This is a genomic window from Micromonospora sp. NPDC093243, assembly GCF_044753725.1.
In the GTDB taxonomy this organism is placed as follows: Bacteria; Actinomycetota; Actinomycetes; order Mycobacteriales; family Micromonosporaceae; genus Micromonospora.
On the sequence record NZ_JBIVNT010000001.1, the window covers coordinates 912,736 to 938,347 of the forward strand.

Genomic DNA, 25,612 nt, shown 5'->3' on the forward strand with positions numbered 1-25,612 from the left:
CGCGACGCATGGCGGGGTGACGCGCTCCGAACTCTTCCTGGATCTGGTCTTCGTCTACGCCTTCATCAACGTCACCCGGCTCATGTCGGAACGCCCCACCCTGGACGCGCTGGTTCAGGGAGCGGTGGTGGTGCTGCTGCTCTGGCGCAGTTGGGTCGGGTACGCCTGGGTGGGGAACCTGGTCCGGCTCGACCGGGGAGGCCGGCCGATCGCCGTGTTCGCGGCGGCCACCGCGATCCTGCTCGTCGCCGTCGCCATTCCGGAGGTCTTCGTCGACCAACCGGGTGGGCTCTCCGGACCCCTCGTCTTCGTCGGCGGTTTCCTGGCGGCCCGGGTGGGGTCCCTGCTGATCATCGCCCGCGGGCAGCGCGGCTCGGCGAACTCCGCCGCTCCCGCCCGGCGGGCGTGGCTACCGCTCGCCGGCAGCGCTCCCCTGCTGCTCTGCGCGGCCCTGCTGCCCTACCAACTACCGGCTGGGCGGAGAACGGAAGCTCTCCAACTTCTGCTCTTCGGGGTGGCGATCGTCGTCGACTACGTGGGGCTACGGGCACCCGGCACCGGCAACTGGCAGCTGACGTCAGTGCGGCACTGGGCCGAGCGGCACAACCTGGTCATGCTGATCGCACTCGGCGAGACGATCATTTCGATCGGCACCAGCCGTGGGTTCACCGGCGACGATCCGATCACCTGGTCGGTGCTCGCCGGGTCCGCGCTCGGTCTTGTCGTCGTGGCGTTCCTGTGGTGGGCGTACTTCGACATCGCGTCACCCCGCGCCGAGCAGGCGTTGGAGTCGGCCTCACCCGGCGCCCGGTCCCGCCTCGCCCGCGACGCCTACACGTTTCTGCACCTGCCGATGATCGGCGGGCTCATCCTGGTGGCGTTCGGGCTCAAGAAGGCGCTGGGCGGGGCGAAGGTCGGCCACCCCGATCGTTGGGACGTATCCGAACCGGCGATCCTGTACGGCGGCGTGATCCTGTACCTGCTCGGGTTGGTGGCGTTCGAGTGGCGCATCGTTCGGCGGGTGGGCCGCGGCCCCGTGCTCGGCCTCGTACTCGTGGCGCTGCTGATCACGCCGGCCCGCCACCTGACACCTCTGGGATCACTCGCGCTCCTCGCCGGTGCGCTGGTCTGCGTGGTCCTCGCCCACGTGACGGTGCTCAGACGCCGCCACCGCCAACTGCACCGCGCCGTCGCGGTGACCGCCGGCCAGGAGGTCGACGCCACCCCGGAGGAACTCTTCCTGGATCTGGCCTTCGTGTACGCGTTCATCCAGGTCACCGTGCTGATGACCCGACACCCTTCGGCCGTCGGGGTGCTCCAGGGACTGGCCGTGCTGGCGCTGCTGTGGTGGTCCTGGGTCAACTACACCTGGTTCACCACGACGATTCGCAGCGCAGGAACCCGACTGCGACTGATCGTGCTCGCCGCGGTGGCCCTGATCCTGATGCTCGGCGTCGCCATTCCCCAGACGTTCAGCTACGTGCCCGGGGGCCTGCCCGCACCGCTGATCGTCGTCACCGCGTACGGGGCGGTACGCATTCTGCACCTGGTGGTGTTCTGGTTGTCGGTCCGCCGCGATGCCGCCCTTCGCACCCCGGTGATCCTGGCAGCCGCACCGACCGGGGTGGGGATAGGCCTGCTGCTGTGCGCGGTGTTGACCGCCCCGGCCACCGGCAATCCGCTCACCCCGTTGACCACCCTGTGCTGGGTCCTCGCCATCCTCATCGACGTTGGCGGCGGCTACCTCATCGGAGCCCGCAACTGGCGGCTGCACTCGGTCAGCCGATGGATGGGCCGCTTCAACCTGGTCATCCTCGTCGCGCTCGGCCAGGCGGTCGTCTCCACCGGCATCGCCGTCGGCGACCCGCCCATCTCGATTGCCACTCTCGGGGCCGTCGCGCTGAGCGCGGGACTGCTGTCGGCACTGTGGTGGACCTACGTCGGGACGGATGTCGTCGTCGGCCAACGGTTCGCCGAACTCGCGACCACCCGCCAACGAGGTGCGCTGGCCCGCGACGCCTACGCGTACCTGCACCTGTTCCTGGTCGGCGGCCTCGTGCTGGTCGCCTTCGGGTTGCGCACGACCCTGCCACAGCCAGGGCAGCATTCGAGCACCCCGATGATGGTCGGGCGGCTCACGCTGGTGTGCGGAATCATCGTGTTCCTACTCGCAGACCACCTCGTGTGGCGACGCGCGCACCGTCGCGCCGGTCGCCGGTGGGCGGTGATCCTGGTCGTCGCCGCGCTGGCCCCCGTGACGATGATGCTGCCGACACTGTGGGCGTTGGTCGTGCTCACGGTGGCGCTGCTCGCCGCGCACGTGTTCGGGCGTTCGGCCACCCCGCCGCTGGAGACGGTGCTCACCGACCGGTCCTGAGTCCCCGCGAACCAGCCGGTGCACCGGTCCCCCATCGCGCTGCCGTCACCCGCGGCCTGCGCACTGCTGCCTGGCCAGGCCCGTCAGCGTTGGATCATGAGCAGTTCGTAGTCGGCCGCGGTGAGAGGGTCCCGGGTGAGGGAACCGTCGGCGCGGGGAACGTCCAACGGCTGCCCAGCACGGCGGAAGGACACTCCGGTCACGTCGCCGCGCGAGGTCAGGGTGCAGACGATCTGGCCGAAGGCGAGAACTTCGTCGTTGCGGCCGGTCTCGTCGCCGGCCGATTCGACGTCGACCTCGGCGGTCGTGCCGACGAGCCGGGCACCGGCCACGGTGATCGTGCCGGGCAGGGAGCTGCTGACGCCCCTGTCACGCTCCAGCGCACCGGGTCCGGCGAGCAGGTGCTGCAGGTGGACCTCAACGGTGGGCAGCGTGTCCGTGCGCCGCAGGATCCGGTCGATCCGATCGTCTCGCACGTAGCAGAGCGCCTCGTCGAGGCGGCCTCGGGAGTCCGTCGGGCCGGCCGTGACCGGAGCGGGGAAAGGGCCGGGTGGCACCTCGACGGCACGGGGAAGGTCGTCGGCCGGTACGCCGCAACCGCCCAGCAGGATCGCGACGCCAAGCGACAAGATGCGTGCCCTCATGACAGGCACCCCGGCAGCTCCACCCAGAACCGGGCGCCCCCGCCGGGGCGGTCGGTCACACCCACTCGGCCGCCGTGTGCGGCGGCGTGCTGCGCGACGAGCGCCAGTCCGAGGCCGGTGCCGTCACTGTCGGCGCGGGCGTGAGCGGCGCGCCCCCGAACGAATCGGCCGAAGATGACTTCCCGGTCTGCTGGCGGCACTCCGGGGCCCTGGTCGTCGACTTCGAGGACGCCGACGTCGGGTGGTCGGCAGGTCAGGCGCACCGCGACGGCTCCCCTGCCGTAACGGACGGAGTTGTCGAGCAGGTTGAGCAGGATCTGTTCGACACGTCGCCGGTCGATCGACCAGGTGGTCGTCGTCGTGGTCGCCCCGGTCCGGACGAGGCTGTCGGGCAGCGACCGGGCGCGGCAGGTATCACGGGCGAGGGCTACGACGTCGACCGGCTCCCGCTGCACGGGTTGTTCGGTGCGGGCGAGCTGGATCAGGTCGTCGACCAGCCGCTGGAAGCGGGTGATCTCGTCGGCCACGAGGCCGGCCGCCGTTGCGGTGCGCTCGTCTTGATGTTCGCGTCGACGGGCCAGGACGCTCGCGGCCGCCGCCAGGGTCTGCAGCGGAGAGCGCAGTTCGTGGCTGACGTCCGCAGCGAACCGGCGGTCCCGCTCGATGCGCTGCACGAGCTGGTCGACCATGTGGTTGAAGGAGGTGGAGAAGCGGGTGAGGTCCGGATCCGTGGTGGCGTCGAGCCGGGTGCCGAAGTCGCCCGCCGCGATCTTCTCGGCCACGTCGGCGACGTCGGTCAGCGGGCGCACGCTACGCCGGGTGGCGTACCAGCCGAGCGCGGCTCCCGAGCCGGCGATCATGATGGCCACGGCGGTCAGCGTCAGGCCGACCACCTGCAGGGTCTGCTCGACCTCGCGCAGCGAGGTGAGTTCGTAGTAGCTGGTCGTGTCCGACAGCGGCACACCGACGAGCAGGACCGGTTGCCCGTCGAGGCGGACCCGTTGGACCGCAGGTTTCCCGGAGCGGACGATGCGGCGCAACTCCGTGGGAATGGCACCGGCGCCGGTCTCCGCGGTGCGCGCGTACCAGCGGTCGTTGCGGTGCAGCAGGGGGCGGCGCAAGCTACCGGTGTCCAGCGATCGCAGCACCTCCACCACGTCCGGAGCGTCCGTCTCCAGCCCGGTGCGTACGACGGCTGCGTCGAAGTAGGCGGCCCGCACCGCTGTCCGCTCCCGTTCCTCCAGCAGCGACCGCCGGGTCAGGTCGTAGGAGAACAGCGCCATCGACGCGGCGAGCAGCAGTGCGCCGACGGCGAAGCCGGCGCTGACCCGGGCACGCAGGCCGAGACGTGTCATCGCTGCAATTTGTAGCCGAGACCACGGAGGGTTACCAGGTGCCGCGGGTTGGCCGGGTCCTGCTCGATCTTCTGTCGTACCCGGCCGACGTGCACGTCGACGAGACGTTCGTCGCCGGTGTCGTACCCCCACACCCGCTGTAGCAACTGTTGGCGGGACAACACCTTGCCGGCGTGTTCGGCCAGCTCGCAGAGGAGCCGGAACTCGGTGCGGGTGACGGGAACGGGCTGTCCGGCTCGCCGCACCTCGCCGGCGTCCGGGCTGATTTCCAGATCGCCGAAGACCTGCGTGGGCACCTGGGTGGCCCGCCCGCGACGGCGCAGTGCGCGCAGCCGGGCCGACAGTTCCTTGATCGCCACCGGCTTCACCACGTAGTCGTCGGCGCCGGCTTCCAAGGCCGCCACGATGTCGTGCGTGTCGTCCCGGGCGCTGATCACCACGATGGGGACGTCGTCGTCGCGGCGCAGCTGTCGGATGCATTCGAAGCCGTCCATGCCCGGCAGCATCAAGTCGACGAGCACGTTGTCGGCCGGCGTCGTCCGCTGCCGGCGCAACCCCTCTTCAGCGGTGGCCACGCCGTACGCGTCGTAACCCTCGTCGTCGAGGGCGAGCAGCATGGCGAGCCGGATCCGGTCGTCGTCCTCGATCACCAGTACGGCCGTCATAACGGCATCATTCCGGGTCGGCGTCGCGTCGCCCAACCGTGCCCGTTGTCCTGGGGTTTTGTCACACAACTGTCATCCGACCGCGCAACCACCTCCAAGATCCTCACCGAGGGTTGCATTCGTACCGCGCAGTCTGAAGGAGTCGATGCCGGCGCGCGGCCGGGCGGACCGAACCCTGAGCGGTGGATGACGCAAGGACAGGAGAAGTCAGTGACCGGCGATGCTCTCATCAGTGCCCTCGTCGTCGGGCTCGCGATCGGGACGGCCGGACGGCTGGTCCTGCCGGGGCGCAAGGCCGCGCCGGTCTGGTTGACCCTCGCGCTCGGCGTGGCCGCCGCACTGCTCGGCTCCATCGTCGTCCGCGTAGCCAGCGCTGACGTGGACGAACTCAGCACCCTGCGGCTGGCCGTCCAGACCGGCTGCGCCGGCGTCGCGGTGGTTCTGGCCCTCGTCACCGGCGGGCAACGCCGCACGGACGACGCCGCCGGACGTGGTCCCCGCGCCGCCGGGCACTCACGCCTGGCCCGCCGACCCGCCGACCGGCCGCAGGCCAGCAACGATCGAGAGGACAGGCGATGACCGTCGTGCCGGCGGAGGAGAGGATGACCCTGATCTGCGACGGCTGCGGCGACACGATCACCGGGACCGCTCGGCTGCTGCCCGACGCGGAGGTCGTCTGGACGCTGGTGCTCGAGAGCGGCTGGGCCGGCTCGCCGTTCGCCTCCGGCCCCCACCACTGCCCCCGTTGCAGCACAGGCCTGCAGGCGAACGGCGTCGACGGCACGGCTGTCGCGGGACACGGCGGCAGCCGGGCGCACATACTCGGCATCGACTACCTGGACGACGTCGGTCAGGACCCGGCCGTCGAGGCCGACCCGGCAGAGGCGGTACGACGGGCGTTGCTGGAGGCGACCGACGTCGGACCGCACGTCCTGGTCGACCTCACCGACGTGGAGGTCATCGACTCGATCGGGCTTGGCCTGCTTGTCCGCGCCCACCAGGAGGCACGACACCAGAAGGCGACGCTGTGCCTGGTCGGGCCGTCCCGGTTCGTGCTGACCGTGTTGCACACGATGCGGCTCGACGGCCTCTTCCCGGTCCTGGAGAGCCGCGCGGACGCCCTTCGCGGGATGGCCGCGATGCGGTCCGGGACCGCCGCACCGGCTGTCGTCCGCCGCGAGTAATCCGCATGCTCGGCGAGCCGCCGATCGCCACGCTGCAACCCCATCCCGTCAACCGGAGAACCGTGATGCTTTCCTGGCCGTACCCCGACGGTCCCACCGTCGGCTCCGCGAACGATCCGGAGCCGGCCGGCGTCTTCCACGTGTGCAGCCCGGCACGCATTCCGTCCCGACGTCGCGGCCTGCGATGATGGCTTTGTCGATCACGTCGATGATCCGGGCGGCAGGCGTGGTCACCCTCGTTCTGCGCGGATCGGTGGGCCGTGCCGACGTCGACGCCCTGCGCACCGCGTTGAGCGACGTCCTGCGCCTGCACCGGCCGGCGAGACTGGAGCTCGACATGTCCGGCCTCTTCGAGATCGACCCGGGCGTCACCGGCATGATCACCGCGATCATTCTGGACGCGAGTGGCGGAACGAAGATCGGCATCGTGCGGGCGCCGGTCACCGTACGCCATCAGCTGCGGCTCTCCGGTGGAGAGGGTCTGTTGACCTGACCCCGCGCCACCCTGTGCAACGCCAGTCTCGCCGATCGCGAGTCCGAACGTGCCGGCGAGTGGTACCTGCGCCTGAATCTCGCCCGCCTCACCGGCGACGCGGTGTGATCAGCCCCGACTCGTACGCCCACACGACCAGCTGGGCCCGGTCGCGACAGTGCAGCTTGGTCATCGCCCGGTTGACGTGCGTCTTGGCGGTCAACGGGCTGATCACCATGCGTTCGGCGATCTCGTCGTTGCTCAGCCCTCGGGCGACGAGGTCGACGATCTCCTGTTCGCGCGCGGTCAGCACGTCGCGTCCGGCCGCCGGGTCGGCCGGCGGCGGACCGGCGACGAACTCGCTGATCAGGGTGCGGGTGACCACCGGGGCGAGCAGCGCGTCGCCGCGGGCCACGACGGCGACGGCCTGCAACAGATCGGCCGGGTCGGCGTCCTTCAGCAGGAAGCCGCTGGCGCCCGCACGGAGTGCGGCGAAGACGTAGGAGTCGAGCCCGTAGTTGGTGAGGATGAGCACGCGGACCGCGGCGAGGTCGGGGTCGGCGACGAGGCGCCGGGTGGCTTCGATGCCGTCGAGTCCCGGCATCTGCACGTCCATCAGCACGACGTCCGGCCGCAGGCGTCGCGACAGGTGGACGGCCGAAGCGCCGTCGGTGGCCTCACCGACAACCTCCAGGTCGTCCTCGGCGTCGAGCAGGGCCCGGAACCCGGCCCGCATCAGGGCCTGGTCGTCGGCGAGCAGCACCCGGATCATGCCGGCTCCTCCCTCCGGTCGGAGCCGCCACGATCCGTGGCGGACTGAACTGGCCGGACCTCGCGCGAGCGCTCGATCATGCCGGCTCCTCCCTCCGGTCGGAGCCGCCACGATCCGTGCCGGACCGAACCGGCCGGACCTCGCGCGAGCGCTCGATCATGCCAGCTCCTCCCTCCGGTCGGAGCCGCCACGATCCGTGGCGGACCGAACCGGCCGGACCTCGCGCAAACGCTCGGTCATGCTTGTTCGTCCAGCGGGAACCTGGCCCGTACCGCGAAGCCGCCGTCGTCGCGAGCGGCGGCGTCCAGCGTGCCGCCCAGTCCGGTGATCCGTTCCCGCATGCCGCGCAGGCCCACCCCCGGTGTCACCGGCCGGGCCGGCGTGGCCTGGCCGTCGTCGGTCACCGAGACGGTCAGCTGCGCCGGGGCGTACTCGACGTGGATCTGCGCGCTGGCGGGGCCGGCATGGCGGGCCACGTTGGTCAGGGCCTCCTGCACGACGCGGTATCCGGCCTGGTCGACGTCGGCGGGCAGGTCTCGGGGCTGACCCGTGACGCTCACCTGCACCGGTACGCCGGCCGCCCGGGTCCGCTCGGCGAGTTCGCCCACCCGGGCCAGCCCGACGCAGTCCTCGTCGGAGGGTGAGCGCAGGACGTCCAGCGTCGCCCGCAATTCCCGCATCGCGGCGCTGCTGGCCTCCTGAATCGCCAGCAGCGTGGCCGACGGTTCCTCGCCGTGCTTGCGGGCCAGGTGCACGGCGATCCCGGCCTGCACCTTGATCACGGAGATGTTGTGGGTCAGCGAGTCGTGCAGATCCCGGGCGATGCGCAGGCGCTCCTCCCCCGCGCGACGCAACGCCATCTCCTCGCGGGTGCGTTCGGCCTCCACCGCCCGCTGCTCGACCTGTTCCAGGTACGCGCGGCGCTGCCGGCCGATGAGCCCCGCGATGTTGGCCGCGAAGAACCAGCCCAGCAGCAGGGCGGTCCGCTCGACGATCTGCTGGCCGGGCCGGCCGGCGGGCGCGACCGAGATGTCGCGGGCCAGGAAGCCGCCGAGGAAGACCAGGCTGGCCAGGGCGGTGACCGATCGGTGCCCCCGCCAGGCGGCGACGTAGACCGCGCCGAGGACGGGGAACGCGGCGGACACCCCGGGGTGCACCCGCAGATGCAGGGCCAGCATCGTCGCGGTCACGGCGATCAACGCCACCACCGGGTAGCGCCGGCACACCGCCAGGGCCGCCGCCATGACCAGGACCAGTGCGACGTCGAGCGCCCGCACCGGCGCGGCGTCCGGCGCGAGCGCGGCGTTGCCGAGCAGGAGGAGGCCGAGGACGAGACCGCTGAGGGCGTACGGCAGATCGCGGCGCATGGTCGCACTGTAGAGCGGCCGTCGTCAGCGGGGCATCCCGCGAGCGCAGTAGTTGCGGCGTACTGCGGACGCGGTATCGGCGGTGGGGCAAGTGCCTGCGGTGGCACGACGTTTTCCGGTCCCACCGCGGCGAGCATCGAGCCCATGACATACCGCTTCTTCACCCCCACTCCCCCGAAGGCGGCGACCGGTCTCACCGCGGAGGTCTACCAACAGCTACGCGACGAGTTCCTCGGGCCGGCGCCCACCTTCCAGGCGCTCTCGGCCGTGCCGGAGGTGCTGGCGGCGACCTGGGCGCTGATGCGCGAGGCGCTGCTCGCCGGGGACGCGTCCCGGGTCGACCGCGAGCTCGTCGCGTCGTCGGTGTCCCGGGCCAACCGCTGCCGGTTCTGCGTCGACGCCCACGTGATGCTGCTGCACGCGCTGGGCGAGCACGAGCTGGCCGAGGCCATCGCCCGGGGCGGGACGCCACCGGAGCCGAGGCACGCCGAGCTCGCCGCCTGGGCCGAGGCCAGCCGCAGCCCGAGAGCCGCCGGCTGGACCAGCCCGTACCGCCCGGAGGTCACCGGCACCCTGCTCGCGTTCCACTTCATCAACCGGGTCGTCTCGGCGCTGCTCGACCCGGATCTGCTGCCCGGCGGCCTCCAGCGCTCGCGCGCGGTGCGCTCGGTCGGCGGCCGTCTCCACGCCAGGGCGGCCCGGGAGCCGAAGGAGCCGGGCCGCGGCCTGTCGCTGCTCGGCGCCGACAGGACGGCGCCACCGGGCTGGGCCGGGGACAGCCCCGTCGGCGTCGCGTACGCGGCGTTGCGGACCGCCGCCCTGCGCGGCGGGGATCTGCTGGGCGAGGTGGCTCGCCAGACCGTCACGGCCACCGTGCGCTGGGAGAACGGGAAGTTCCCGGCCCGGCCCGCGGACTGGGCCCTCGATCTGGTCCGCGACGTGCCCGGCACGGACCGCATCGGGACGCGGATCGCGTTGCTGGCGGCGTTCGCGCCGAGCGCGATCAGCATCGGCGACGTCGCCCTCTGGCGGCTCTCCCATCCGGGCGACGCCGATCTGGTGCGGCTGGTCGCCTACGGCGCGATCACGGCCACCGACCACGTCGCCGGGGCACTGGCCCCGGCTCCCCGCTAGGAGGTCACCATGCGCAAGGCTTTTGTCGTCGTCAGTGCGGTGTTGCTCGTCGCGTTCGCCCTGCAGTTCGTCTTCGCCGCCGTGGGCGCGTTCACGAAACCCGCGGGTGACGGCGCGTACGCGCTGCACAGCGTCACCGGGATGGCGGTCATCCCGGTCCTCACCCTGGTCACCATCCTGTTCGCCGTGCTGGCGAAGGCGCCGGGCCGGCTCGTCGGTCTGGCGGTCCTGCCGCTCGGCCTCGTCGTCCTGCAGGCGCTCCTCGCCATGCTTGCGAACGCTTTCACCGACGCCGTGGGCGCCAGCACTCCGGTCGGCTTGACCATCGCCGGGCTGCACGCGATCAACGGAATCGTCGCCGTACACGTCGTGGTCGGTCTCCTCCGGGCAGCGCGCACACTGGCCAGCCCGGCGCCGGCCGCCGCCGCCCAGGTGGCCGTCCGGGAAGGGGAGCCGGCATGACCGTCGGCTCGCTGCTCGCGGCCGACCTGGTGATCGCGGTCCTCGCGGCCGCCGGGTGGCTGGGCGGAGGCGCCGCGTCCGCTGCCCGACGCCGTCCGCTCGCCCTGGGGCTGGCCGCCTTCGCGCTGCTCGCCACGTTGGCCCGCGCGGTCACCATCACCGCGCTCGCCCGCGCCGGCTGGTGGTTCGCGGCGGAGAAGGTCCTCGTCGCCGCCCCGCTGTCGCTCGCGGCCGTGGCCGTCGCCGGGCCGCGGCTGCTGCGGGCCCCGGGCGACATCCGGTCCGTCGCGGTCCCGCTCCTCTTCGCCGGGTACGCCGTGAGCGGCGGCCTGCTCGTCACGGTCCTGCACGGCTATCCGGCGTCGCCGGGCGTGGGGCTGCTCGCGGTCGCCGGGGTCGTCGCGGCGACCGCGGTGTCCTGGCGCGCCCTCGGGCGGCGCCCGTCCCCGACGGTGTCCCGGGTGGCCCTGGCGGTGGCGGTCGCGGCACTGGTGACCGGAACCGGGCTCGCCGCCACCCCGGACGCTGCTCCCGCCGTACCCCATGATCACGAATATCGGGACGCGCGGACCGTGGGCGAACCGACCAGGCGGTTCACCCTGACGGCCGGGACCGCCACGGTGAGCGTGAGCGGCCGGGACGTCGGGGCGTGGGCGTTCAACGGGCAGGTTCCCGGGCCGGAGTTGACCGCCACCGTCGGCGACGTCCTGGAGGTGACGCTGCGCAACCGGGACATCGGGCGGGGCGTCACGCTGCACTGGCACGGGTACGACGTGCCGAACAGCCAGGACGGGGTGCCCGGCGTGACGCAGGCGGCGGTGCTGCCCGGACAGGAGTTCGTCTACCGGTTCCGCGCCGATCAGGTCGGGACGTACTGGTACCACACGCATGCGGTCTCCGACGTCGGCGTGCGGATGGGGCTCTACGGCGTCCTGGTGGTACGCCCCGCGCCGCCGACCGGCGTCGACGTGACGGTGCCGGTGCACACGCTGGCCAACCTTCCACTGCCCGCACCGCGGGCGGAGCCGGTGCAGGCGGGAACACCCGTGCGGCTGCGGTTGATCAACACCGACAGCACGACGCACCGGTACGCCCTGGCCGGGACCCCGTTCCAGGTGGCCGCGATCGACGGATCCGACCTGCGGGGCCCCACCCCGCTCGTGGACACCTCCGTGCTGATCCCGGCCGGGGGCCGCTACGACCTGGTGTTCACCGCACCCGCCACACCGGTGGCGCTGTTCGTGGACGGACGAACGGTGTGGTCGACCGGAGGCGTGTCGGCGGCGACCGACGGATGGCCGGTGCTGGATCCCCTCGACTACGGCGTCGGCTTCCCGGTGCCGTGGTCCCGGTACGACAGGGAGTTCACGCTCGTCCTGGATCGCGGCCTCGACCTGCACGGACTGCGTCCGCGCTACGCGCACACCGTCAACGGCGCGGCCGACCCCGACATCCCGCCGCAGGTCGTACGCCTCGGCGACGTCGTCAAGTTCACGATCGTGAACCGATCATCGGTGGTGCACCCGTGGCATCTGCACGGGCATCACGTCCTGGTGCTCTCCCGCAACGGAGAGCCGGCGACCGGGAGCCCCCTGTGGTGGGACTCGTTCGACGTCCGTCCCGGCGACGTCTGGGAGGTGGGGTTCCGGGCCGACAACCCCGGGGTGTGGGCCAACCACTGCCACAACCTGGCGCACGCCGACGCCGGGATGACACTGCACCTGATGTACTCGTGAAGCGACGTTGTGGAGTGCTGACCTCACCCGTCCCGCGGGGTCGGCGTGACGTCGCCGGGGCGCGAACGCCACCGGCGACTCCGCCGGAGGAGCTCAGTCCTCGCGGGAACCGGCGGCCACGCTGGTCGAGACGGGAGTGCCCAGCTCGACCGTGCGGGAGACGGTGCAGAGCCGGTCGTGCGACTGCTGCAGCGCCCGGGGCAGCGCCTCGCGCGCTTTGTCGCCGTCCTCGCCCGCCGGGAACGTCACGGTGAACGTGACCGTGAGGTTCTCCATCCGGTTTCCCCCGGTCTCGTCCCGGATCTTGTCGCCGGTGACCTCGACGGAGAACTCGGTCGGCTCGGCACGGCGGCTGGTGATGTAATCGACGTCCACCGCGGTGCACCCGCCGATGGCCGCCAGCAGCAGTTCCACCGGCGTGAAGCTGCCGTCCTCACCCGTGCCCATCGACATCGACCCGCCGCGGCTGTTCCGCACGACGTACTGCCCCATGCTGGTGCGCTCGATCTCGACCGAGCGGAAAGTGTCCGCACTCATGACAGGCACGCTACCGAGGTCCGCTGGTCCCGGGGCCACCGGCCGAGCGATCGTCGGACAAGATCCGGCGGGGAACATGTCCGCAAGCCTCAGGGGGCAGGAGAATTTCCTGATGAGCCACACCTCGGACGACCCGGCGGCCACGGCGCTCAGCCGGTGGACCGGCACGGCCGTTCCCAAGCTACTGGGCGAGGGGATGGAGGGCGCGGTCTACGAGATCGACGAGTCGCGCGTCGCGAAGCTGTGGTACGCCGGTTCTGTCGAGTTGTCGCGCCGGATGGCGAGGTTCTACGACGCTCTCGACACGAGGGCGTTCACATTTCGCGTACCGAGGATCATGCAGGTCGAGACCGTCGAGGGGCGGGTGGTCACGATCGAGCGACGGCTGACCGGCACCACGTTGTCGGCCGCCCTCGCGGCCGGCGCGGTGCGACGCGAGGACGCGTACGCGGTCCTTGTCGACGTGGTCTGCGGGCTTGCCGCCGGCGGCACGCTCGCGGCGGCCCGTGAGCTGACGGTGTTGGACGAGGACTTCCCGCTGTTCGCAGCCGGGGAGGACTTTCCGGTGGCACTCGCGCGGCTCGCGGCACGCCGGGTCGAGCGTTTCCGGCCGGTGCTGGGTCAGGCCGTCGACCGACTCGAAGCGAAGGCGGCGGCGCTCGCCGGCCGCCTGCTCGACGTCGACAGTGGGCGGCGGGCGGTCATCCACGGTGACCTGACTCCGGCGAACGTCCTGGTCGACACCGCGGGCAAGCCGAGCGCGGTGTTGGACTGGGGCTTCCTGACGACCGAGGGCGACCCGGCGTTCGACGCGGCCGTCGCCGCGGCGATCTTCGACATGTACGGGCACGAGGCGTCGCAGGTCGAACAGGATCTCCTCGACCGGATCGAGGAGCGAATGGGCTACGACCGTGCCGCGATGCTCGTCTATCGGGCCGCATACTCGCTGATCTCGGCGAATGCCTACGATCCGACGGGCCGGGACGGCCACTTCGCCTGGTGCGTGGCGGCACTCAACCGGGCCGACGTCACCAGGGCCCTGCTGGGCTGACAGGTCAGGACCCGGGTCCGCGGAGGCTGTCGTGCCGAGACAGCGTGTGCTGGCCCGCGTACGTTGACGCCATGGCGACCTTCTGGACCCTGGGCTGCGATGCCGACGATCCCCAGCGGATCGCCGCCTTCTGGGCGCTTGCCCTCGGCTATGTCAAGGAACCCGGTTTCGACGAGCCCGACAACGCGTCCATCGTCGACCCGGATGGCAGGGGGCCCGCCATCAGTTTCCTGAAGGTGCCCGAGGGCAAGTCCGCCAAGAACCGGATGCACATCGACGTCCGGGTGGCGGGCCCCGGTCCCTGGGACATGGCCGAGCGTGCCCGGCTGATCCGGCAGAAGGTGCCCGAGCTGGTGGCCGCCGGCGCGACGGTGGTCCGCGAGGAGTTCTACGGCGACGCGTTGGGACACGTCGTCATGACCGACCCCGAGGGCAACGAGTTCTGCGTCGCCTGACGTCGGCTTCCTTCACCCCGGTCGGTGATCGATGTAAGAAACGGCGCGCCCGAGTCATTTCCTGGTGACGGAGAAACTCTGACAGGAAGGGCCGGAGCCAGTGCCAGAACCCCAACCGGAGGACCATTTCACCGCCGTGTACCAGGCGCATCACCGGCAGGTGTACGCGTACGCCGTGACCCGAGCCGGTCGCCAGCTGGCCGACGAGGTCGTCGCCGAGACATTCCTGGTGGCGTGGCGGCGGTTGCCGGCGTTACCGATGGCAACGCCGCTGCCGTGGCTGCTCGCGGTCGCTCGCAATGTCGTCAGTGAGCGGTACCGCGCGGAGGAGCGGCAGCAGGCCGTTGCCGCCGAGATGCGCGCGTGGATCAGTGCCGAGGAGTTGTCTGTCGCCGACGTGGCGGACGGCGTCGCCGAGCGGGCCGCGGTGCTCACGGCTCTGGCCCGACTGTCCGACGACGACCGCGAACTGTTGACCCTGGTGGCCTGGCACGGGCTGTCGCCGGGTGAGGTAGCTCGGGTCCTCGGCTGCTCCACAGCGACGTACTACGTGCGCCTGCATCGCGCCCGGCGTCACTTGAAGGACGCCATGTCGGCCGCCACCGAACCGGAGTTGCCCCGACCAAACGTCAGGCTGGTCCCGAAGGAGTCGATCCGATGAGCCGCTCAACAGATGTACTGGACCTGCTTGCCAAGGCCCGGCCGGCGCGGCTGGACCCGCCGTCCAACCGGGGCGAGCACACGGCGGACGCCGTCGCCGCCATCGTGGCTGGGGCTTCCCCCGTCGAGGCTCAGGCCAGGCCCGAGCGACACCGCCGGTCCACGCGTCCACGGGTGGCGTTGCTCGGGGCGCTGGGGGCTGCGGCCGTCGTCACCACCGTCGCCGTCGCCGTGTCGGTGACCGGACCGGGCGACGCTCCGCGCCGGGCACCCGGCGCGGCACCCACCGTCGCGTCGCCGGCCACGCAGACGCCGATGGACTCCAGCCGGTTGCTGCTCGTGGCTGCCGAACGCAGCGACAGCGTTCCGCCGGCGGGCGGGCGCTATCTGACCATCCAGACGGAGAGCGGCTCCGCGGTGCCGGTCAAATCCGCCGGCGGCGGTTACACCATGTTCGCCAAGAGCGGCGGCCAGTACTGGCTGGCCCGCTCCAGCACCGACCACAGTTGGGTCTTCGCGCAGTCGCTCGGTGCGACGCCCGCCACCCCCGCCGACGAGGACGCCTGGCGCCGCAGCGGGTCTCCGGCCGTCGTCAGGGTCACCAAGCCCAAGCCCTTCGACCTGCAGATCGCCCCGGGCAAGATCCAGGGCAACACCGTCGACGCGGCCCATCTCTTCGCCCTCGGTGACCGCAACGTGTCGCAGGCGCAACTCGATGCGCTGCCAACCGACCCGGGCGCCCTCCGCGACGCGCTGCTCAGCCGCTTCCACGGGGGCGGCAGTGACCTGCCCACGGACCGCGACCAGTGGCTGTTCACCGTCGCCGCCAACGTGGTGATCGACCTGCCGGTCAGCAACGAGGTCCGCGCCGCCGCGTACCGTGTGCTCGCCGCGTTGCCGGGGGTGCGGGGGCTTGGCGTCGTGCACGACATGCACGGTCGGCCTGGGCAGGCGGTCGCCTACACGCAGGACAGCCCGGGCAACGGCCGTGTCGAGGTACGCCTGATCATCGACCCGGACACCGGGCAGGCTCTCGGCAAGGAGCTGCGGGCGGTGCAGCCGCGTGGCCGGGCGTCGTGGATCGCGCCGGGCGCGCTGTTCGCCTACCAGCTGGTGCTGGTGTCGGAAGGCACCGACGACAACCCGCCGTCGGTGGCCGTCAAGAACTGATCTCGCGCACGCCGAGCCGGCGGCGGCGCTACCGCGCCGCCGCCGGCTATCAACATTCTGTTGACAACGATTGGTTCATGTACTGGAATCGGTACATGACCCAGAAGCAGGACGACCCGTTCGCCGCGCCCGACCCCTCTCAGGCGCGGGCCCACCGCACCTACGCGGCGCTCAGCCGGATCACCGAACGGCACGCCGGCACCGACACCCGTCGGCGTCGCTACGCCAACCCGTACGTGGCCGACCCGTGGGAGGCCGTCGCCCTGGTCACGGCCCTGGCGGCCGGCGGGGCCGAACTCGACGACGGCGAGGATCCGGTCGACGACGGCGACCTCACCGCCGCGTTGACCCTGCTGCCGCACGTCCGCGCCGAACTCGACGCGCTGGAGGCGGGCCTGTTGACGCTGGCCCGCGCTCGCGGACTCACCTGGCAGGCGATCGCCTTCGGGCTCGGGCTGGGCAGCGCGCAGGCCGCCCGGCAGCGCTTCGACCGGCTCGCGGACCGCACCGGCGCGACCGCCGCCGGGCAGTGACCAGGTCGCGATCGCCCCACCCGCGCTCCTGACAGCGGCGTCAACCCGGGACGGCTCCCACCACCTCGGGCAGACTGTGCGGGAAGCCAACCGACGGGAGGGCGCGATGCGGCGCGAGGAGATGCTGGCGTACTGCCTGGCGAAGCCGGGCGCCTGGCTGGACCAGCCGTGGGAGGGCGACGAGGTGGTCAAGGTGGGCAGCCGGATCTTTGCTTTCCTCGGCTCGCCGGCGGCCGACCCGACGATCGGGTTGAAGTGCGGCCCGACCCGGGAGGCGGCCGACGAGTGGCTGCACCGGTACCCGTCCGACGCCCGGGTGATGCCCTACATCGGACGGTCCGGGTGGAACACCCTGCGGCTGGACGGCGGAATCGACGACGAGGAGCTGACCGAGGCGGTCGACGCGTCGTACGACGCGGTGGTGGCCAAGCTGCCGAAGCGGGAGCGGCCGACGGTGTGAACAGCCGTGAGGGTGCCCGCGCGGCGCCCGAGGGGGCACCGCGCGGGCGCAGGACTCAGCGGGGAACGACCCGTTCGGCGGCCCACTCCCGCCAGCCGGCCAGCTTGTCCGCCGCGGCGGCGAGCTGGTCGGCGACCGGGCCGGGGCCGGTGGAGCCGGGCGTGATCCGGGCGGCGAGCGCCGAACGGACCGAGAGCACGTCACGCACCGACGGGTCCAGGTGCGCGCTGACCGTCGCCAGGTCGTCGTCGGAGACCTCGTCCAGGGCGCAGTCCCGCGCCACGCAGAGCGCGACCAGCCGGCCGGTGATCTCGTGCGCGTCGCGGAACGGCACGCCCTTGCGCACCAGCCAGTCGGCCACCTCGGTGGCCAGCGAGTAGCCCACCGGCGCGGCGGCGACCAGCCGGTCGACCCGTACCGTCATGGTGGAGATCATGCCGGCCAGCGCCGGCAGCAGCAGCTCCAGCGTGTCGACCGCGTCGAAGGCCGGCTCCTTGTCCTCCTGCATGTCCCGGTCGTACGTCATCGGCAGGCCCTTGAGCATGGTGAGCACGCTCATCAGCCCGCCGACGAGGCGGCCGGACTTGCCCCGGGCCAGTTCGGCGATGTCCGCGTTCTTCTTCTGCGGCATGATCGACGACCCGGTGGCGAAGGCGTCGTCCAGCTCCACCCAGCCGAACTCCTGCGAGGTCCAGAGCACCACCTCCTCGCCGAGTCGGGACAGGTGCACCCCGGCCAGCGCGGTGACGAAGAGGAACTCGGCGACGAAGTCCCGGTCGGCGACCGCGTCCATCGAGTTGGCGAAGGACGTGCGGAACCCCAGCTCCTTGGAGACGGCCACCGGGTCCAGCGGCAACGACGAGCCGGCCAGCGCGCCCGCGCCGAGCGGGCTGACCGCCGTGCGGTGGTCCCAGTCGCGCAGCCGTTCCAGGTCGCGCAGCAGCGGCTGCACGTGGGCGAGCAGCCAGTGCCCGAAGGTGACCGGCTGGGCGTGCTGCAGGTGGGTCATCCCGGGCGCCGGGGTGTCCACGTGCCGCTCGGCCTGCTCGACCAGGGCCTCGGCCAGCTCGACCAACCGGCTGGCCACCCCGCGGGCGTGATCGCGCAGATAGAGCCGCAGGTCGGTGGCGACCTGGTCGTTGCGCGACCGGCCGGCGCGCAGCTTTCCGCCGAGGCTGCCGAGCCGCTCCAGCAGGCCGCGCTCCAGGGCGGTGTGCACGTCCTCGTCGTCGACGGTCGGCCGGAACTGCCCGGAGGCGCAGGCCGCCTCCAGGTCGTCGAGCGCGGCCAGCATCCGGCCCAGCTCCTCGGGATCCAGCAGGCCGGCGCCGGCCAGGACCCGGGCGTGCGCCCGGGACCCGGCGATGTCGTACGGGGCGAGGCGCCAGTCGAACTGCACGCTCACCGACAGCCGGGCCAGGGCCTCGGCAGGGCCGCCGGCGAACCGGCCGCCCCACAGGCTGGTCCGGTTGGTGGCGGCGCTGTTCTCGGTCAGGCTCTTGTCGTCCACCCCGCCCATTGTGGTCCCCACGGTCAGGAGCCACCCAGCCGGGCGTCCCGGGCGGCGGCCATCTTGCTCGGCAGGCCCCACAGCTGGACGAAGCCCTTGGCCAGCGACTGGTCGAAGGTGTCGCCGGTGTCGTAGGTCGCCATGCCGAAGTCGTAGAGGCTGGCCTCGGAGCGCCGGCCGGTGACGGTGGCCCGGCCGCCGTGCAGGGTGAGCCGCACCTCGCCGGAGACGTGCCGCTGGGCGTCGTCGATGAACGCGTCCAGCGAGTCCTTCAGCGGCGAGAACCAGAGGCCGTCGTAGACCAGCTCGCCCCAGCGCTGGTCGACGCTCTTCTTGAACCGGGCCAGGTCCCGCTCGACGGTGACCGCCTCCAGCTCCTGGTGGGCGGTGATCAGCGCGATCGCGCCGGGCGCCTCGTACACCTCGCGGCTCTTGATGCCGACGAGGCGGTCCTCGACCATGTCGAGCCGGCCGACGCCCTGGGCGCCGGCGCGCCGGTTGAGCTCCAGGATCGCCTGGTACGGGGTGACCGTCTCGCCGTCGACGGCGACCGGTACACCGCCGTCGAAGGTGATCACGACCTCGTCGGCGTCGCGCGGCTCGGCCGGGTCGGAGGTGTACGAGTAGAGGTCCTCGATCGGGCCGTTCCAGATGTCCTCCAGGAAGCCCGTCTCGACGGCGCGGCCCCACAGGTTCTGGTCGATGGAGTACGGCGACTTGGCCGACACGTCGATCGGCAGGCCCTTCTCCTCGGCGAAGGCGATGGCCTTGTCCCGGGTCCAGGCGTAGTCCCGGGCCGGCGCGATGATCTTCAGCTCGGGGGCGAGGGCGGCCAGGCCGACCTCGAAGCGGACCTGGTCGTTGCCCTTGCCGGTGCAGCCGTGCGAGACGATGGTGCCGCCGTGCTTGCGCGCCGCGGCGACCAGGTGCTTGACGATCAGCGGCCGGGACAGCGCGGAGACCAGCGGATAGCGGTCCATGTAGAGGGCGTTGGCCCGGATGGCCGGCAGGCAGTAGTCGGCGGCGAACTCGTCGCGCGCGTCGACCACCTCGGACTCGGCGGCGCCGCAGTCGAGCGCGCGCTGCCGGATCGCGTCGAGGTCCTCGCCGCCCTGCCCGACGTCGACCGCCACAGCGATCACCTCGGCGCCGGTCTGCTCGGCCAGGTAGGGAATGGCGACGGAGGTGTCCAGCCCTCCGGAGTACGCCAGGACGACCCGCTCGGTCATGGTGTGGTGCTCCCTTCAACGTTCTCTTCGCGGCGGGCCCAGCCGGCGAGCTTCTCGCCGAGCGCGGCCCCGCCGTCGGCCTCGCGGGCCACGACGAGGATGGTGTCGTCGCCGGCAATGGTGCCGACGACCTCGGGCAGGCCCGCTCGGTCCAACGCGCTGGCCAGGTAGTGGGCTGCGCCCGGCGGGGTGCGCAGTACGGCGATGTTGCCGCTGGAGTCGACCCCGTTGAGCAGCTCGTGCAGCAGCCGGACCAGCCGGGCGGGGGCCGCCTCGGCGTCGCGCAGCGGCCGGTGGCCGTCCTCGGGGATCAGGTAGACGGCCCGCCCGTCGCCGCCGCGGGCCTTGACCGCGCCCAACTCCTCCAGGTCCCGCGACAGGGTGGCCTGGGTGACTCCGACGCCGTCGCCGGCGAGCAGGTCGGCCAGTTCGGTCTGCGAGCGGATCGCCTTGTCCCGGATCAGCTCGACGATGCGGGCGTGCCGGGCGGCGCGGGTCAGCGGGGTGGTCATCGGATCTCCCTGGTCACGGTGGCGTCCGGCGCCGCCGCGTCCGGGTTCGCTTCCCCGAGCAGGAACGTGAGCAGCGCCTTCTGGGCGTGCAGCCGATTCTCCGCCTGGTCGAAGACCGCGCTGCGCGGGCCGTCGAGCACCTCGTCGGTGATCTCCTCGCCGCGGTGTGCGGGCAGGCAGTGCAGCACGATCGCGCCCGGCGCGGCTTGCGCGAGCAGCTCGGCGTTGACCTGGTAGGGCAGGAACGGGGTGATCCGGTCCAGGCCGTCGGCCTCCTGGCCCATCGAGGTCCAGGTGTCGGTGGCGATCACGTCGGCGCCCTTGACCGCTTCGGCCGGGTCGGTCAGCACGCTCACCGAACCGCCGGTGCCGGCGGCGATCTCGGTGGCCCGGGACACCACCGCGGCATCGGGGGCGAAGCCGGCCGGCCCGGCCACCCGTACGTGCATCCCGGCGGTCACCCCGGCCAACAGGTAGGAGTGGGACATGTTGTTGGCGGCGTCGCCGAGGTAGGCGAGGGTGCGCCCGGCGGTGCCGCCGCACCGCTCCCGGATGGTGAGCAGGTCGGCCAGGAGCTGGCAGGGGTGGAAGCCGTCGGTGAGCGCGTTGACGACCGGCACGGTGGCGCCCCCGGCGACCTCGGCGATCCGGTCGTCGCCGTGCGTGCGCAGCACGATCGCGGCGACGTAGCGGGACAGCACCCGTCCGGCGTCGGCGAGGGTCTCGCCCCGGCCGAAGTGGGTGACCTGGGTGTCCACCACGAGCGGGTGCCCGCCCAGCTCGGCGATGCCGGCGTCGAAGGAGATCCGGGTGCGCAGGCTCTGCTTGTCGAAGAGCACCGCCACCGAACGCGGCCCGGCGAGGGGCTGGTAGCCGAACCGGTCGGCCTTCATCCGGGCGGCCAGGTCGAGCACGGCCGACTGCTCGGCCGGGCTGAGGTCGTCGTCCCGCAGGAAGTGCCGGATCATGCGTTCGTCTCCGTCGTGGTGGGCTGGGTCGGCTGGATCGGCGTCGAGATCCTGGGCGACGTCGGCCCCAGCCCGCCTGGATCCGGCGCGGACGCCTTGGCGGAGGCCGGCGCGGTGGCGTCGAGCGCGGCGGGCAGCGCGGCCAGGAAGGCGTCGACCTGCTCGGCGGTGAGGATCAGCGGCGGAGCGAGCCGGAGCACGCCCGGCTGCACCGGGTTGACCAGGAAGCCCGCCGCGCGCAGCGCCTCCCCGAGCGCCGGGGCGACCGGCTCGGTCAGGACCACGCCGAGCAGCAGCCCTGCGCCGCGTACCTCGGCGACCAGCGGGTGGCCCAGCGCATCGATCCCCCGGCGCAGCCGCTCGCCGACCCGCTTGACGTGGTCGAGCAGCCCCTCGTTGGCGATGGTCGCCACCACGGCCAGGGCTGCGGCGCAGCTGATCGGGTTGCCACCGAAGGTCGTGCCGTGCGAGCCCGGGGTGAGCAGGTCGGCGGCCCGACCGAAGGCCAGCGTGGCGCCGAGCGGCAGCCCGCCGCCGAGCCCCTTGGCCAGGGTGATCACGTCCGGCTCGACGCCCTCGGCCTGGTGGGCGAACCAGTGCCCGGTCCGCCCGACGCCGGTCTGCACCTCGTCGAGCACCAGCAGCGCGCCGTGCCGCGCGGTGATCCGCCGGGCCGCGGCCAGGTAGCCGGCGGGCGGTACGACCACGCCGCTCTCGCCCTGGATCGGCTCCAGGATGACCATGGCGGTGGCGTCGCTGACCGCCGCCTCCAGCGCGGCCACGTCGCCGTAGTCGACGTGGGTGACCTCGCCGGGCAGCGGACGGAACGGGTCGGCCTTGGCCGGCTGACCGGTGAGCGCGAGCGCGCCCATGGTCCGGCCGTGGAAACCGCCCCGGGTGGCGACCACGTGGGTGCGGCCGGTACGCCGGGAGAGCTTGAACGCCGCCTCGTTCGCCTCCGCCCCGGAGTTGGCGAAGAAGATCCGGCCCGGCCGGCCGGCCAGCGCCAGCAGCAGCTCGGCCAGGGCGACCGGCGGCTCGGCGACGAAGAGGTTGGAGACGTGGCCGAGGGTGGCGACCTGCTTGGAGACGGCGGCGACCACGGCCGGGTGGGCGTGGCCCAGGGCGTTCACCGCGATGCCGCCCACCAGGTCGACGTACTCCCGGCCGGTGTCGTCGACCACGACGGCGCCCGAGCCGGCGACCAGCGCCAGCGGCGGCGTGCCGTAGTTGTCCATCATGGCCTGGCCCCAGCGCTGCACCAGACTGCTCATGACTCCATCACCATCGTTCCGAATCCTTCCGTGGTGAAGACCTCGAGCAGCGTGGAGTGGGCGACCCGGCCGTCGACGACGTGCGCGGCGGGCACGCCCCCGCGCACCGCCCGCAGGCAGGCCTCCATCTTCGGCACCATCCCCGACTCCAGGGAGGGCAGCAGCTTCGCCAGGTCGTCGGCGCTGATCTCGGAGATCAGGCTGGCGGCGTCCGGCCAGTCGGCGTAGAGCCCGGCGACGTCGGTGAGCACCACCAGCTTGCGGGCCCGCAACGCGATCGCGAGCGCGGCGGCCGCGGTGTCGGCGTTGAGGTTGTGCAGCACCCCGTCGACGTCCGGCGCGACGGTCGAGATCACCGGGATCCGGCCGGCGTCGATCAGGTCGGTGACGGCCGAGATGTCGACCGACTCGACGTCGCCGACCTGGCCGACGTCGACCGGCTCGCCGTCGACGTACGCCGGCCGGCGTACCGCGGTGAACAGCCCGGCGTCCTCGCCGGAGAGGCCGACCGCGAACGGGCCGTGCGCGTTGATCAGCCCGACCAGCTCCCGGCCCACCTGGCCGACCAGCACCATCCGGACCACGTCCATCGCCTCGGGGGTGGTCACCCGAAGGCCGCCGCGGAACTCGCTGGCGATGCCGAGCCGGCCGAGCATGGCCGAGATCTGCGGCCCGCCGCCGTGCACGACGACCGGCTTCAGGCCGGCGTAGCGCAGGAAGACCATGTCGGCGGCGAAGGCCCGCTGCAGCTCGGGGTCGACCATGGCGTTGCCGCCGTACTTGACCACCACGGTCGAGCCGGAGAAGCGGGCCAGCCAGGGCAGCGCCTCGATCAGCGTGGCGGCCTTGGCCTGGGAGCGGGTGAGGTCGGCGGAGAGGGTCATGACGAGTAGGCCGAGTTCTCGTGCACGTACGCGTGGGAGAGGTCGTTGGTCCAGACGGTGGCCGCGGCGGCGCCGGCGTGCAGGTCGATCCGGATGGTCACGTCCCGCCCGGTCAGGTCGACCTTCGACCGGTCCTCGGCGGCCGCGCCGGCCCGGCACACCCACACCCCGTTGACCGCGACGTCGACGGCGTCCGGCTCGAACGCGGCGGCGGTGGTGCCGACCGCGGCGAGAATCCGCCCCCAGTTCGGGTCGTTGCCGAACAGCGCGGTCTTGACCAGGTTGTTGCGGGCGACCGCCCGGCCCACCTCGACCGCGTCGTCCTCGCTCGCCGCGTCGACCACGTCGATGGCGATCTGCTTGGTGGCGCCCTCGGCGTCGGCGATCAGCTGCTGGGCCAGGTCGTGGGCGGCGGCGGTGACCGCGGCGGTCAGCTCCGCCCGGTCGGGCGTGATGCCGGAGGCGCCGCTGGACAGCAGCAGCACCGTGTCGTTGGTGGACATGCAGCCGTCGGAATCGATCCGGTCGAAGGTGACCCGGCACGCCTCGCGCAGCGCGGCGTCCAACTCCTCCGGCCCGGCCACCGCGTCGGTGGTCAGCACGCAGAGCATGGTGGCCATGGCCGGCGCCAGCATGCCGGCGCCCTTGGCCATGCCCCCGACGGACCAGCCGCTGCCGGCCACGACGGTGGTCTTCGAGCGGGTGTCCGTGGTCATGATCGCCTCGGCGGCGGAGAGCCCACCGTCGCGGGCCAGCCCACGAACGGCGGTGCGCACCCCGGAGAGCAGCGCGGGCATCGGCAGCCGCTCGCCGATCAGGCCGGTGGAGCAGACGGCGACCTCCCCGGCGCCCAGGATCAGCCGGGGGCTGGCCGCGGTGAGCGTGGCGGCGGCGTGCTCGGCGGTGGCGTGGGTGTCCTGGAAGCCGGCCGGGCCGGTGCAGGCGTTCGCGCCGCCCGAGTTGAGCACCACGGCCCGGACCACGCCGCCGTGGACCACCTGCTGGGTCCAGAGCACCGGCGCGGCCTTCACCCGGTTGGCGGTGAAGACCGCGGCGACGCCCGCGTCCGGGCCGTCGTTGAGCACCACGGCCACGTCGGCCGCGCCGCTGGGCTTGAGTCCGGCGGCCACCCCGGCCGCCCGGAAACCCCGAGGGGCGGTGACGGTCACGGGGTGACCCCCCAGACCGACAGGCCGGTGGTCTCCGGCAGGCCGAACATCAGGTTGGCGTTCTGCACGGCCTGGCCGGCCGCGCCCTTGCCGAGGTTGTCCAGCGCGCTCAGCACGATCATCCGGCGGGAGTCGACGTCGACGGTGGCCTGCAGGTGGCAGGAGTTGGAGCCGAGCGTGGCGGCGGTGTGCGGCCAGCGCCCCTCGGGCAGCACGTGCACGAACGGCGAGTCCGCGTACGCCTCGGCGAGCACCGCCTGCGGGTCCACGCCGCGGGCCGGCGCCGCGGTCACCGTGGCCAGGATGCCGCGCGGCATCGGCGCGAGGACCGGGGTGAAGGAGAGGCTGGTCGCCCCGGTCGCCTGCTTGATCTCCGGCACGTGCTGGTGGGTGCCGACCCGGTAGGGCGACAGGTCCCCCATGACCTCGCTGGCCAGCAGGTGCGCCTTGGCGGCCCGGCCGGCCCCGGAGGTGCCGGAGGCGGCGACCACGACCACGTCGGCCGGCTCGGCCGCGCCGGCCGCGATCAGCGGGGCGAGCGCCAGGGTGATCGTGGCGGCGTAGCAGCCGGTGTTGGCCACCCGGGTGGAGCCGGCGATCAGCTCCCGCTGCCCGGGCAGCTCCGGCAGGCCGTAGGTCCACTGCCCGGCGTGGGTACCGCCGTAGTACTGCGCCCAGTCGTAGGGGTTGGCCAGCCGGTGGTCGGCGCCGAGGTCCACGATCCGGACATCGGCCGGCAGCTGGGCGGCGAGCGCCGCCGACTCGCCGTGCGGCAGGGCGAGGAAGACCAGGTCCGCCTCGGCCAGGGTCTCCGGTCCGGTCGCGCCGAGCACCAGGTCCAGCCCGGTGAGCTGCGGGTGTACGACGTCGACGCGGTGCCCGGCCTGGCTGTGTGCGGTGGCGGCGACCAGCTCGAACTCCGGGTGCCCGGCGATCAGGCGGAGCAGCTCGCCGCCGGCGTAACCGCTGGCACCGGCGACCGCGACTCGGATCCCCATACTCACCTCCGCATGACTATGCACCGAAGGCTAG

At 72.5% G+C, this 25,612-nt stretch carries 27 protein-coding genes; 13 read left to right on the forward strand and 14 right to left on the reverse strand.

Annotated features, from left to right (window positions below):
* The first annotated feature begins 16 nt into the window (after positions 1-16).
* Complete coding sequence (locus ACIP9D_RS04120; RefSeq protein WP_350870846.1) at positions 17-2,377, forward strand: low temperature requirement protein A; 2,361 nt, start codon at positions 17-19, stop codon at positions 2,375-2,377.
* 83 nt (positions 2,378-2,460) lie between these two features.
* Here ACIP9D_RS04120 and ACIP9D_RS04125 read toward each other — a convergent pair whose 3' ends face one another.
* Genes ACIP9D_RS04125 through ACIP9D_RS04135 form a run of 3 tightly spaced genes read right to left on the reverse strand, consistent with a single transcriptional unit; the run spans position 2,461 to position 5,041 of the window.
* Positions 2,461-3,021 (reverse strand): GerMN domain-containing protein, encoded by a 561-nt coding sequence (locus ACIP9D_RS04125; protein ID WP_350870849.1) that lies wholly within the window; start codon positions 3,019-3,021, stop codon positions 2,461-2,463.
* Positions 3,018-4,376, reverse strand: coding sequence for a HAMP domain-containing sensor histidine kinase (locus tag ACIP9D_RS04130; protein WP_350870852.1), 1,359 nt, complete (start codon positions 4,374-4,376; stop codon positions 3,018-3,020). The genes ACIP9D_RS04125 and ACIP9D_RS04130 overlap by 4 nt, the downstream gene beginning before the upstream one ends.
* On the reverse strand, positions 4,373-5,041 hold the full coding sequence (locus ACIP9D_RS04135; protein ID WP_350870854.1) for a response regulator transcription factor: 669 nt from the start codon (positions 5,039-5,041) through the stop codon (positions 4,373-4,375). Before ACIP9D_RS04135 ends, ACIP9D_RS04130 begins: the two co-directional genes overlap by 4 nt.
* Positions 5,042-5,251: 210 nt before the next feature.
* Here ACIP9D_RS04135 and ACIP9D_RS04140 point away from each other — a divergent pair, with 210 nt between their 5' ends.
* From ACIP9D_RS04140 to ACIP9D_RS04150, 3 genes are all read left to right on the forward strand, one after another.
* Positions 5,252-5,620, forward strand: a complete 369-nt coding sequence (locus ACIP9D_RS04140) for a hypothetical protein (RefSeq protein ID WP_350870857.1) — start codon at positions 5,252-5,254, stop codon at positions 5,618-5,620.
* Positions 5,617-6,225, forward strand: coding sequence for an STAS domain-containing protein (locus tag ACIP9D_RS04145; protein ID WP_350870860.1), 609 nt, complete (start codon positions 5,617-5,619; stop codon positions 6,223-6,225). Before ACIP9D_RS04140 ends, ACIP9D_RS04145 begins: the two co-directional genes overlap by 4 nt.
* Positions 6,226-6,367: 142 nt before the next feature.
* Complete coding sequence (locus ACIP9D_RS04150; protein ID WP_350870863.1) at positions 6,368-6,718, forward strand: STAS domain-containing protein; 351 nt, start codon at positions 6,368-6,370, stop codon at positions 6,716-6,718.
* 88 nt (positions 6,719-6,806) lie between these two features.
* Here the strand turns inward: ACIP9D_RS04150 and ACIP9D_RS04155 are convergent, their stop codons facing one another.
* Together ACIP9D_RS04155 and ACIP9D_RS04160 are read right to left on the reverse strand one after the other, a co-directional pair.
* The gene (locus tag ACIP9D_RS04155; RefSeq protein ID WP_350870866.1) at positions 6,807-7,469 is read right to left on the reverse strand and encodes a response regulator transcription factor; all 663 of its coding nucleotides are present in this window, start codon (positions 7,467-7,469) and stop codon (positions 6,807-6,809) included.
* A gap of 236 nt (positions 7,470-7,705) precedes the next feature.
* Positions 7,706-8,836, reverse strand: coding sequence for a sensor histidine kinase (locus tag ACIP9D_RS04160; RefSeq protein WP_350870869.1), 1,131 nt, complete (start codon positions 8,834-8,836; stop codon positions 7,706-7,708).
* A 144-nt stretch (positions 8,837-8,980) separates the two neighbouring features.
* Between ACIP9D_RS04160 and ACIP9D_RS04165 the strand changes: the two genes are divergently transcribed.
* From ACIP9D_RS04165 to ACIP9D_RS04175, 3 genes are read left to right on the forward strand one after another with little or no spacing between them, the layout of a single operon-like run.
* The gene (locus ACIP9D_RS04165) at positions 8,981-9,970 is read left to right on the forward strand and encodes a carboxymuconolactone decarboxylase family protein (protein WP_350870872.1); all 990 of its coding nucleotides are present in this window, start codon (positions 8,981-8,983) and stop codon (positions 9,968-9,970) included.
* A gap of 9 nt (positions 9,971-9,979) precedes the next feature.
* Positions 9,980-10,432 (forward strand): DUF6220 domain-containing protein, encoded by a 453-nt coding sequence (locus tag ACIP9D_RS04170; protein ID WP_350870874.1) that lies wholly within the window; start codon positions 9,980-9,982, stop codon positions 10,430-10,432.
* A complete protein-coding gene (locus ACIP9D_RS04175; protein WP_350870877.1) occupies positions 10,429-12,168 on the forward strand; it encodes a multicopper oxidase family protein in 1,740 nt (579 codons plus the stop codon). Before ACIP9D_RS04170 ends, ACIP9D_RS04175 begins: the two co-directional genes overlap by 4 nt.
* Positions 12,169-12,261: 93 nt before the next feature.
* Here the strand turns inward: ACIP9D_RS04175 and ACIP9D_RS04180 are convergent, their stop codons facing one another.
* Positions 12,262-12,705 (reverse strand): OsmC family protein, encoded by a 444-nt coding sequence (locus ACIP9D_RS04180; RefSeq protein ID WP_350870880.1) that lies wholly within the window; start codon positions 12,703-12,705, stop codon positions 12,262-12,264.
* A gap of 112 nt (positions 12,706-12,817) precedes the next feature.
* Between ACIP9D_RS04180 and ACIP9D_RS04185 the strand changes: the two genes are divergently transcribed.
* The 6 genes from ACIP9D_RS04185 (at position 12,818) to ACIP9D_RS04210 (ending at position 17,034) form a co-directional block, all read left to right on the forward strand.
* Entirely contained in the window at positions 12,818-13,756 is a 939-nt protein-coding gene (locus ACIP9D_RS04185) for an aminoglycoside phosphotransferase family protein (RefSeq protein WP_350870883.1), read from the forward strand.
* A 71-nt stretch (positions 13,757-13,827) separates the two neighbouring features.
* Entirely contained in the window at positions 13,828-14,211 is a 384-nt protein-coding gene (locus ACIP9D_RS04190) for a VOC family protein (protein ID WP_350870886.1), read from the forward strand.
* Between the two features lie 136 nt (positions 14,212-14,347).
* The gene (locus ACIP9D_RS04195) at positions 14,348-14,872 is read left to right on the forward strand and encodes a sigma-70 family RNA polymerase sigma factor (protein WP_350870889.1); all 525 of its coding nucleotides are present in this window, start codon (positions 14,348-14,350) and stop codon (positions 14,870-14,872) included.
* A complete protein-coding gene (locus tag ACIP9D_RS04200) occupies positions 14,869-16,041 on the forward strand; it encodes a CU044_5270 family protein (protein ID WP_350870892.1) in 1,173 nt (390 codons plus the stop codon). Before ACIP9D_RS04195 ends, ACIP9D_RS04200 begins: the two co-directional genes overlap by 4 nt.
* Positions 16,042-16,136: 95 nt before the next feature.
* Positions 16,137-16,574 carry a DNA-binding protein gene (locus ACIP9D_RS04205; RefSeq protein WP_350870895.1) on the forward strand — a complete coding sequence of 146 codons (438 nt, stop codon included), beginning with the start codon at positions 16,137-16,139 and terminating at the stop codon, positions 16,572-16,574.
* A gap of 106 nt (positions 16,575-16,680) precedes the next feature.
* The gene (locus ACIP9D_RS04210; RefSeq protein WP_350870898.1) at positions 16,681-17,034 is read left to right on the forward strand and encodes an MmcQ/YjbR family DNA-binding protein; all 354 of its coding nucleotides are present in this window, start codon (positions 16,681-16,683) and stop codon (positions 17,032-17,034) included.
* Positions 17,035-17,089: 55 nt separating this feature from the next.
* Here ACIP9D_RS04210 and argH read toward each other — a convergent pair whose 3' ends face one another.
* Genes argH through argC form a run of 8 tightly spaced genes read right to left on the reverse strand, consistent with a single transcriptional unit; the run spans position 17,090 to position 25,578 of the window.
* Positions 17,090-18,553, reverse strand: coding sequence for an argininosuccinate lyase (gene argH / locus ACIP9D_RS04215; RefSeq protein ID WP_350871151.1), 1,464 nt, complete (start codon positions 18,551-18,553; stop codon positions 17,090-17,092).
* Between the two features lie 14 nt (positions 18,554-18,567).
* The gene (locus ACIP9D_RS04220; protein WP_350870900.1) at positions 18,568-19,773 is read right to left on the reverse strand and encodes an argininosuccinate synthase; all 1,206 of its coding nucleotides are present in this window, start codon (positions 19,771-19,773) and stop codon (positions 18,568-18,570) included.
* A complete protein-coding gene (locus tag ACIP9D_RS04225) occupies positions 19,770-20,285 on the reverse strand; it encodes an arginine repressor (protein WP_350870902.1) in 516 nt (171 codons plus the stop codon). Before ACIP9D_RS04225 ends, ACIP9D_RS04220 begins: the two co-directional genes overlap by 4 nt.
* Positions 20,282-21,253, reverse strand: coding sequence for an ornithine carbamoyltransferase (gene argF / locus ACIP9D_RS04230; RefSeq protein WP_350870904.1), 972 nt, complete (start codon positions 21,251-21,253; stop codon positions 20,282-20,284). The genes ACIP9D_RS04225 and argF overlap by 4 nt, the downstream gene beginning before the upstream one ends.
* Positions 21,250-22,527 carry an acetylornithine transaminase gene (locus ACIP9D_RS04235; protein ID WP_350870906.1) on the reverse strand — a complete coding sequence of 426 codons (1,278 nt, stop codon included), beginning with the start codon at positions 22,525-22,527 and terminating at the stop codon, positions 21,250-21,252. Before ACIP9D_RS04235 ends, argF begins: the two co-directional genes overlap by 4 nt.
* Positions 22,524-23,411, reverse strand: a complete 888-nt coding sequence (argB, locus tag ACIP9D_RS04240; RefSeq protein WP_350870909.1) for an acetylglutamate kinase — start codon at positions 23,409-23,411, stop codon at positions 22,524-22,526. Before argB ends, ACIP9D_RS04235 begins: the two co-directional genes overlap by 4 nt.
* Positions 23,408-24,580, reverse strand: a complete 1,173-nt coding sequence (gene argJ / locus ACIP9D_RS04245) for a bifunctional glutamate N-acetyltransferase/amino-acid acetyltransferase ArgJ (RefSeq protein WP_350870911.1) — start codon at positions 24,578-24,580, stop codon at positions 23,408-23,410. Before argJ ends, argB begins: the two co-directional genes overlap by 4 nt.
* A complete protein-coding gene (gene argC, locus ACIP9D_RS04250; RefSeq protein ID WP_350870913.1) occupies positions 24,577-25,578 on the reverse strand; it encodes an N-acetyl-gamma-glutamyl-phosphate reductase in 1,002 nt (333 codons plus the stop codon). Before argC ends, argJ begins: the two co-directional genes overlap by 4 nt.
* Positions 25,579-25,612: the final 34 nt, after the last annotated feature.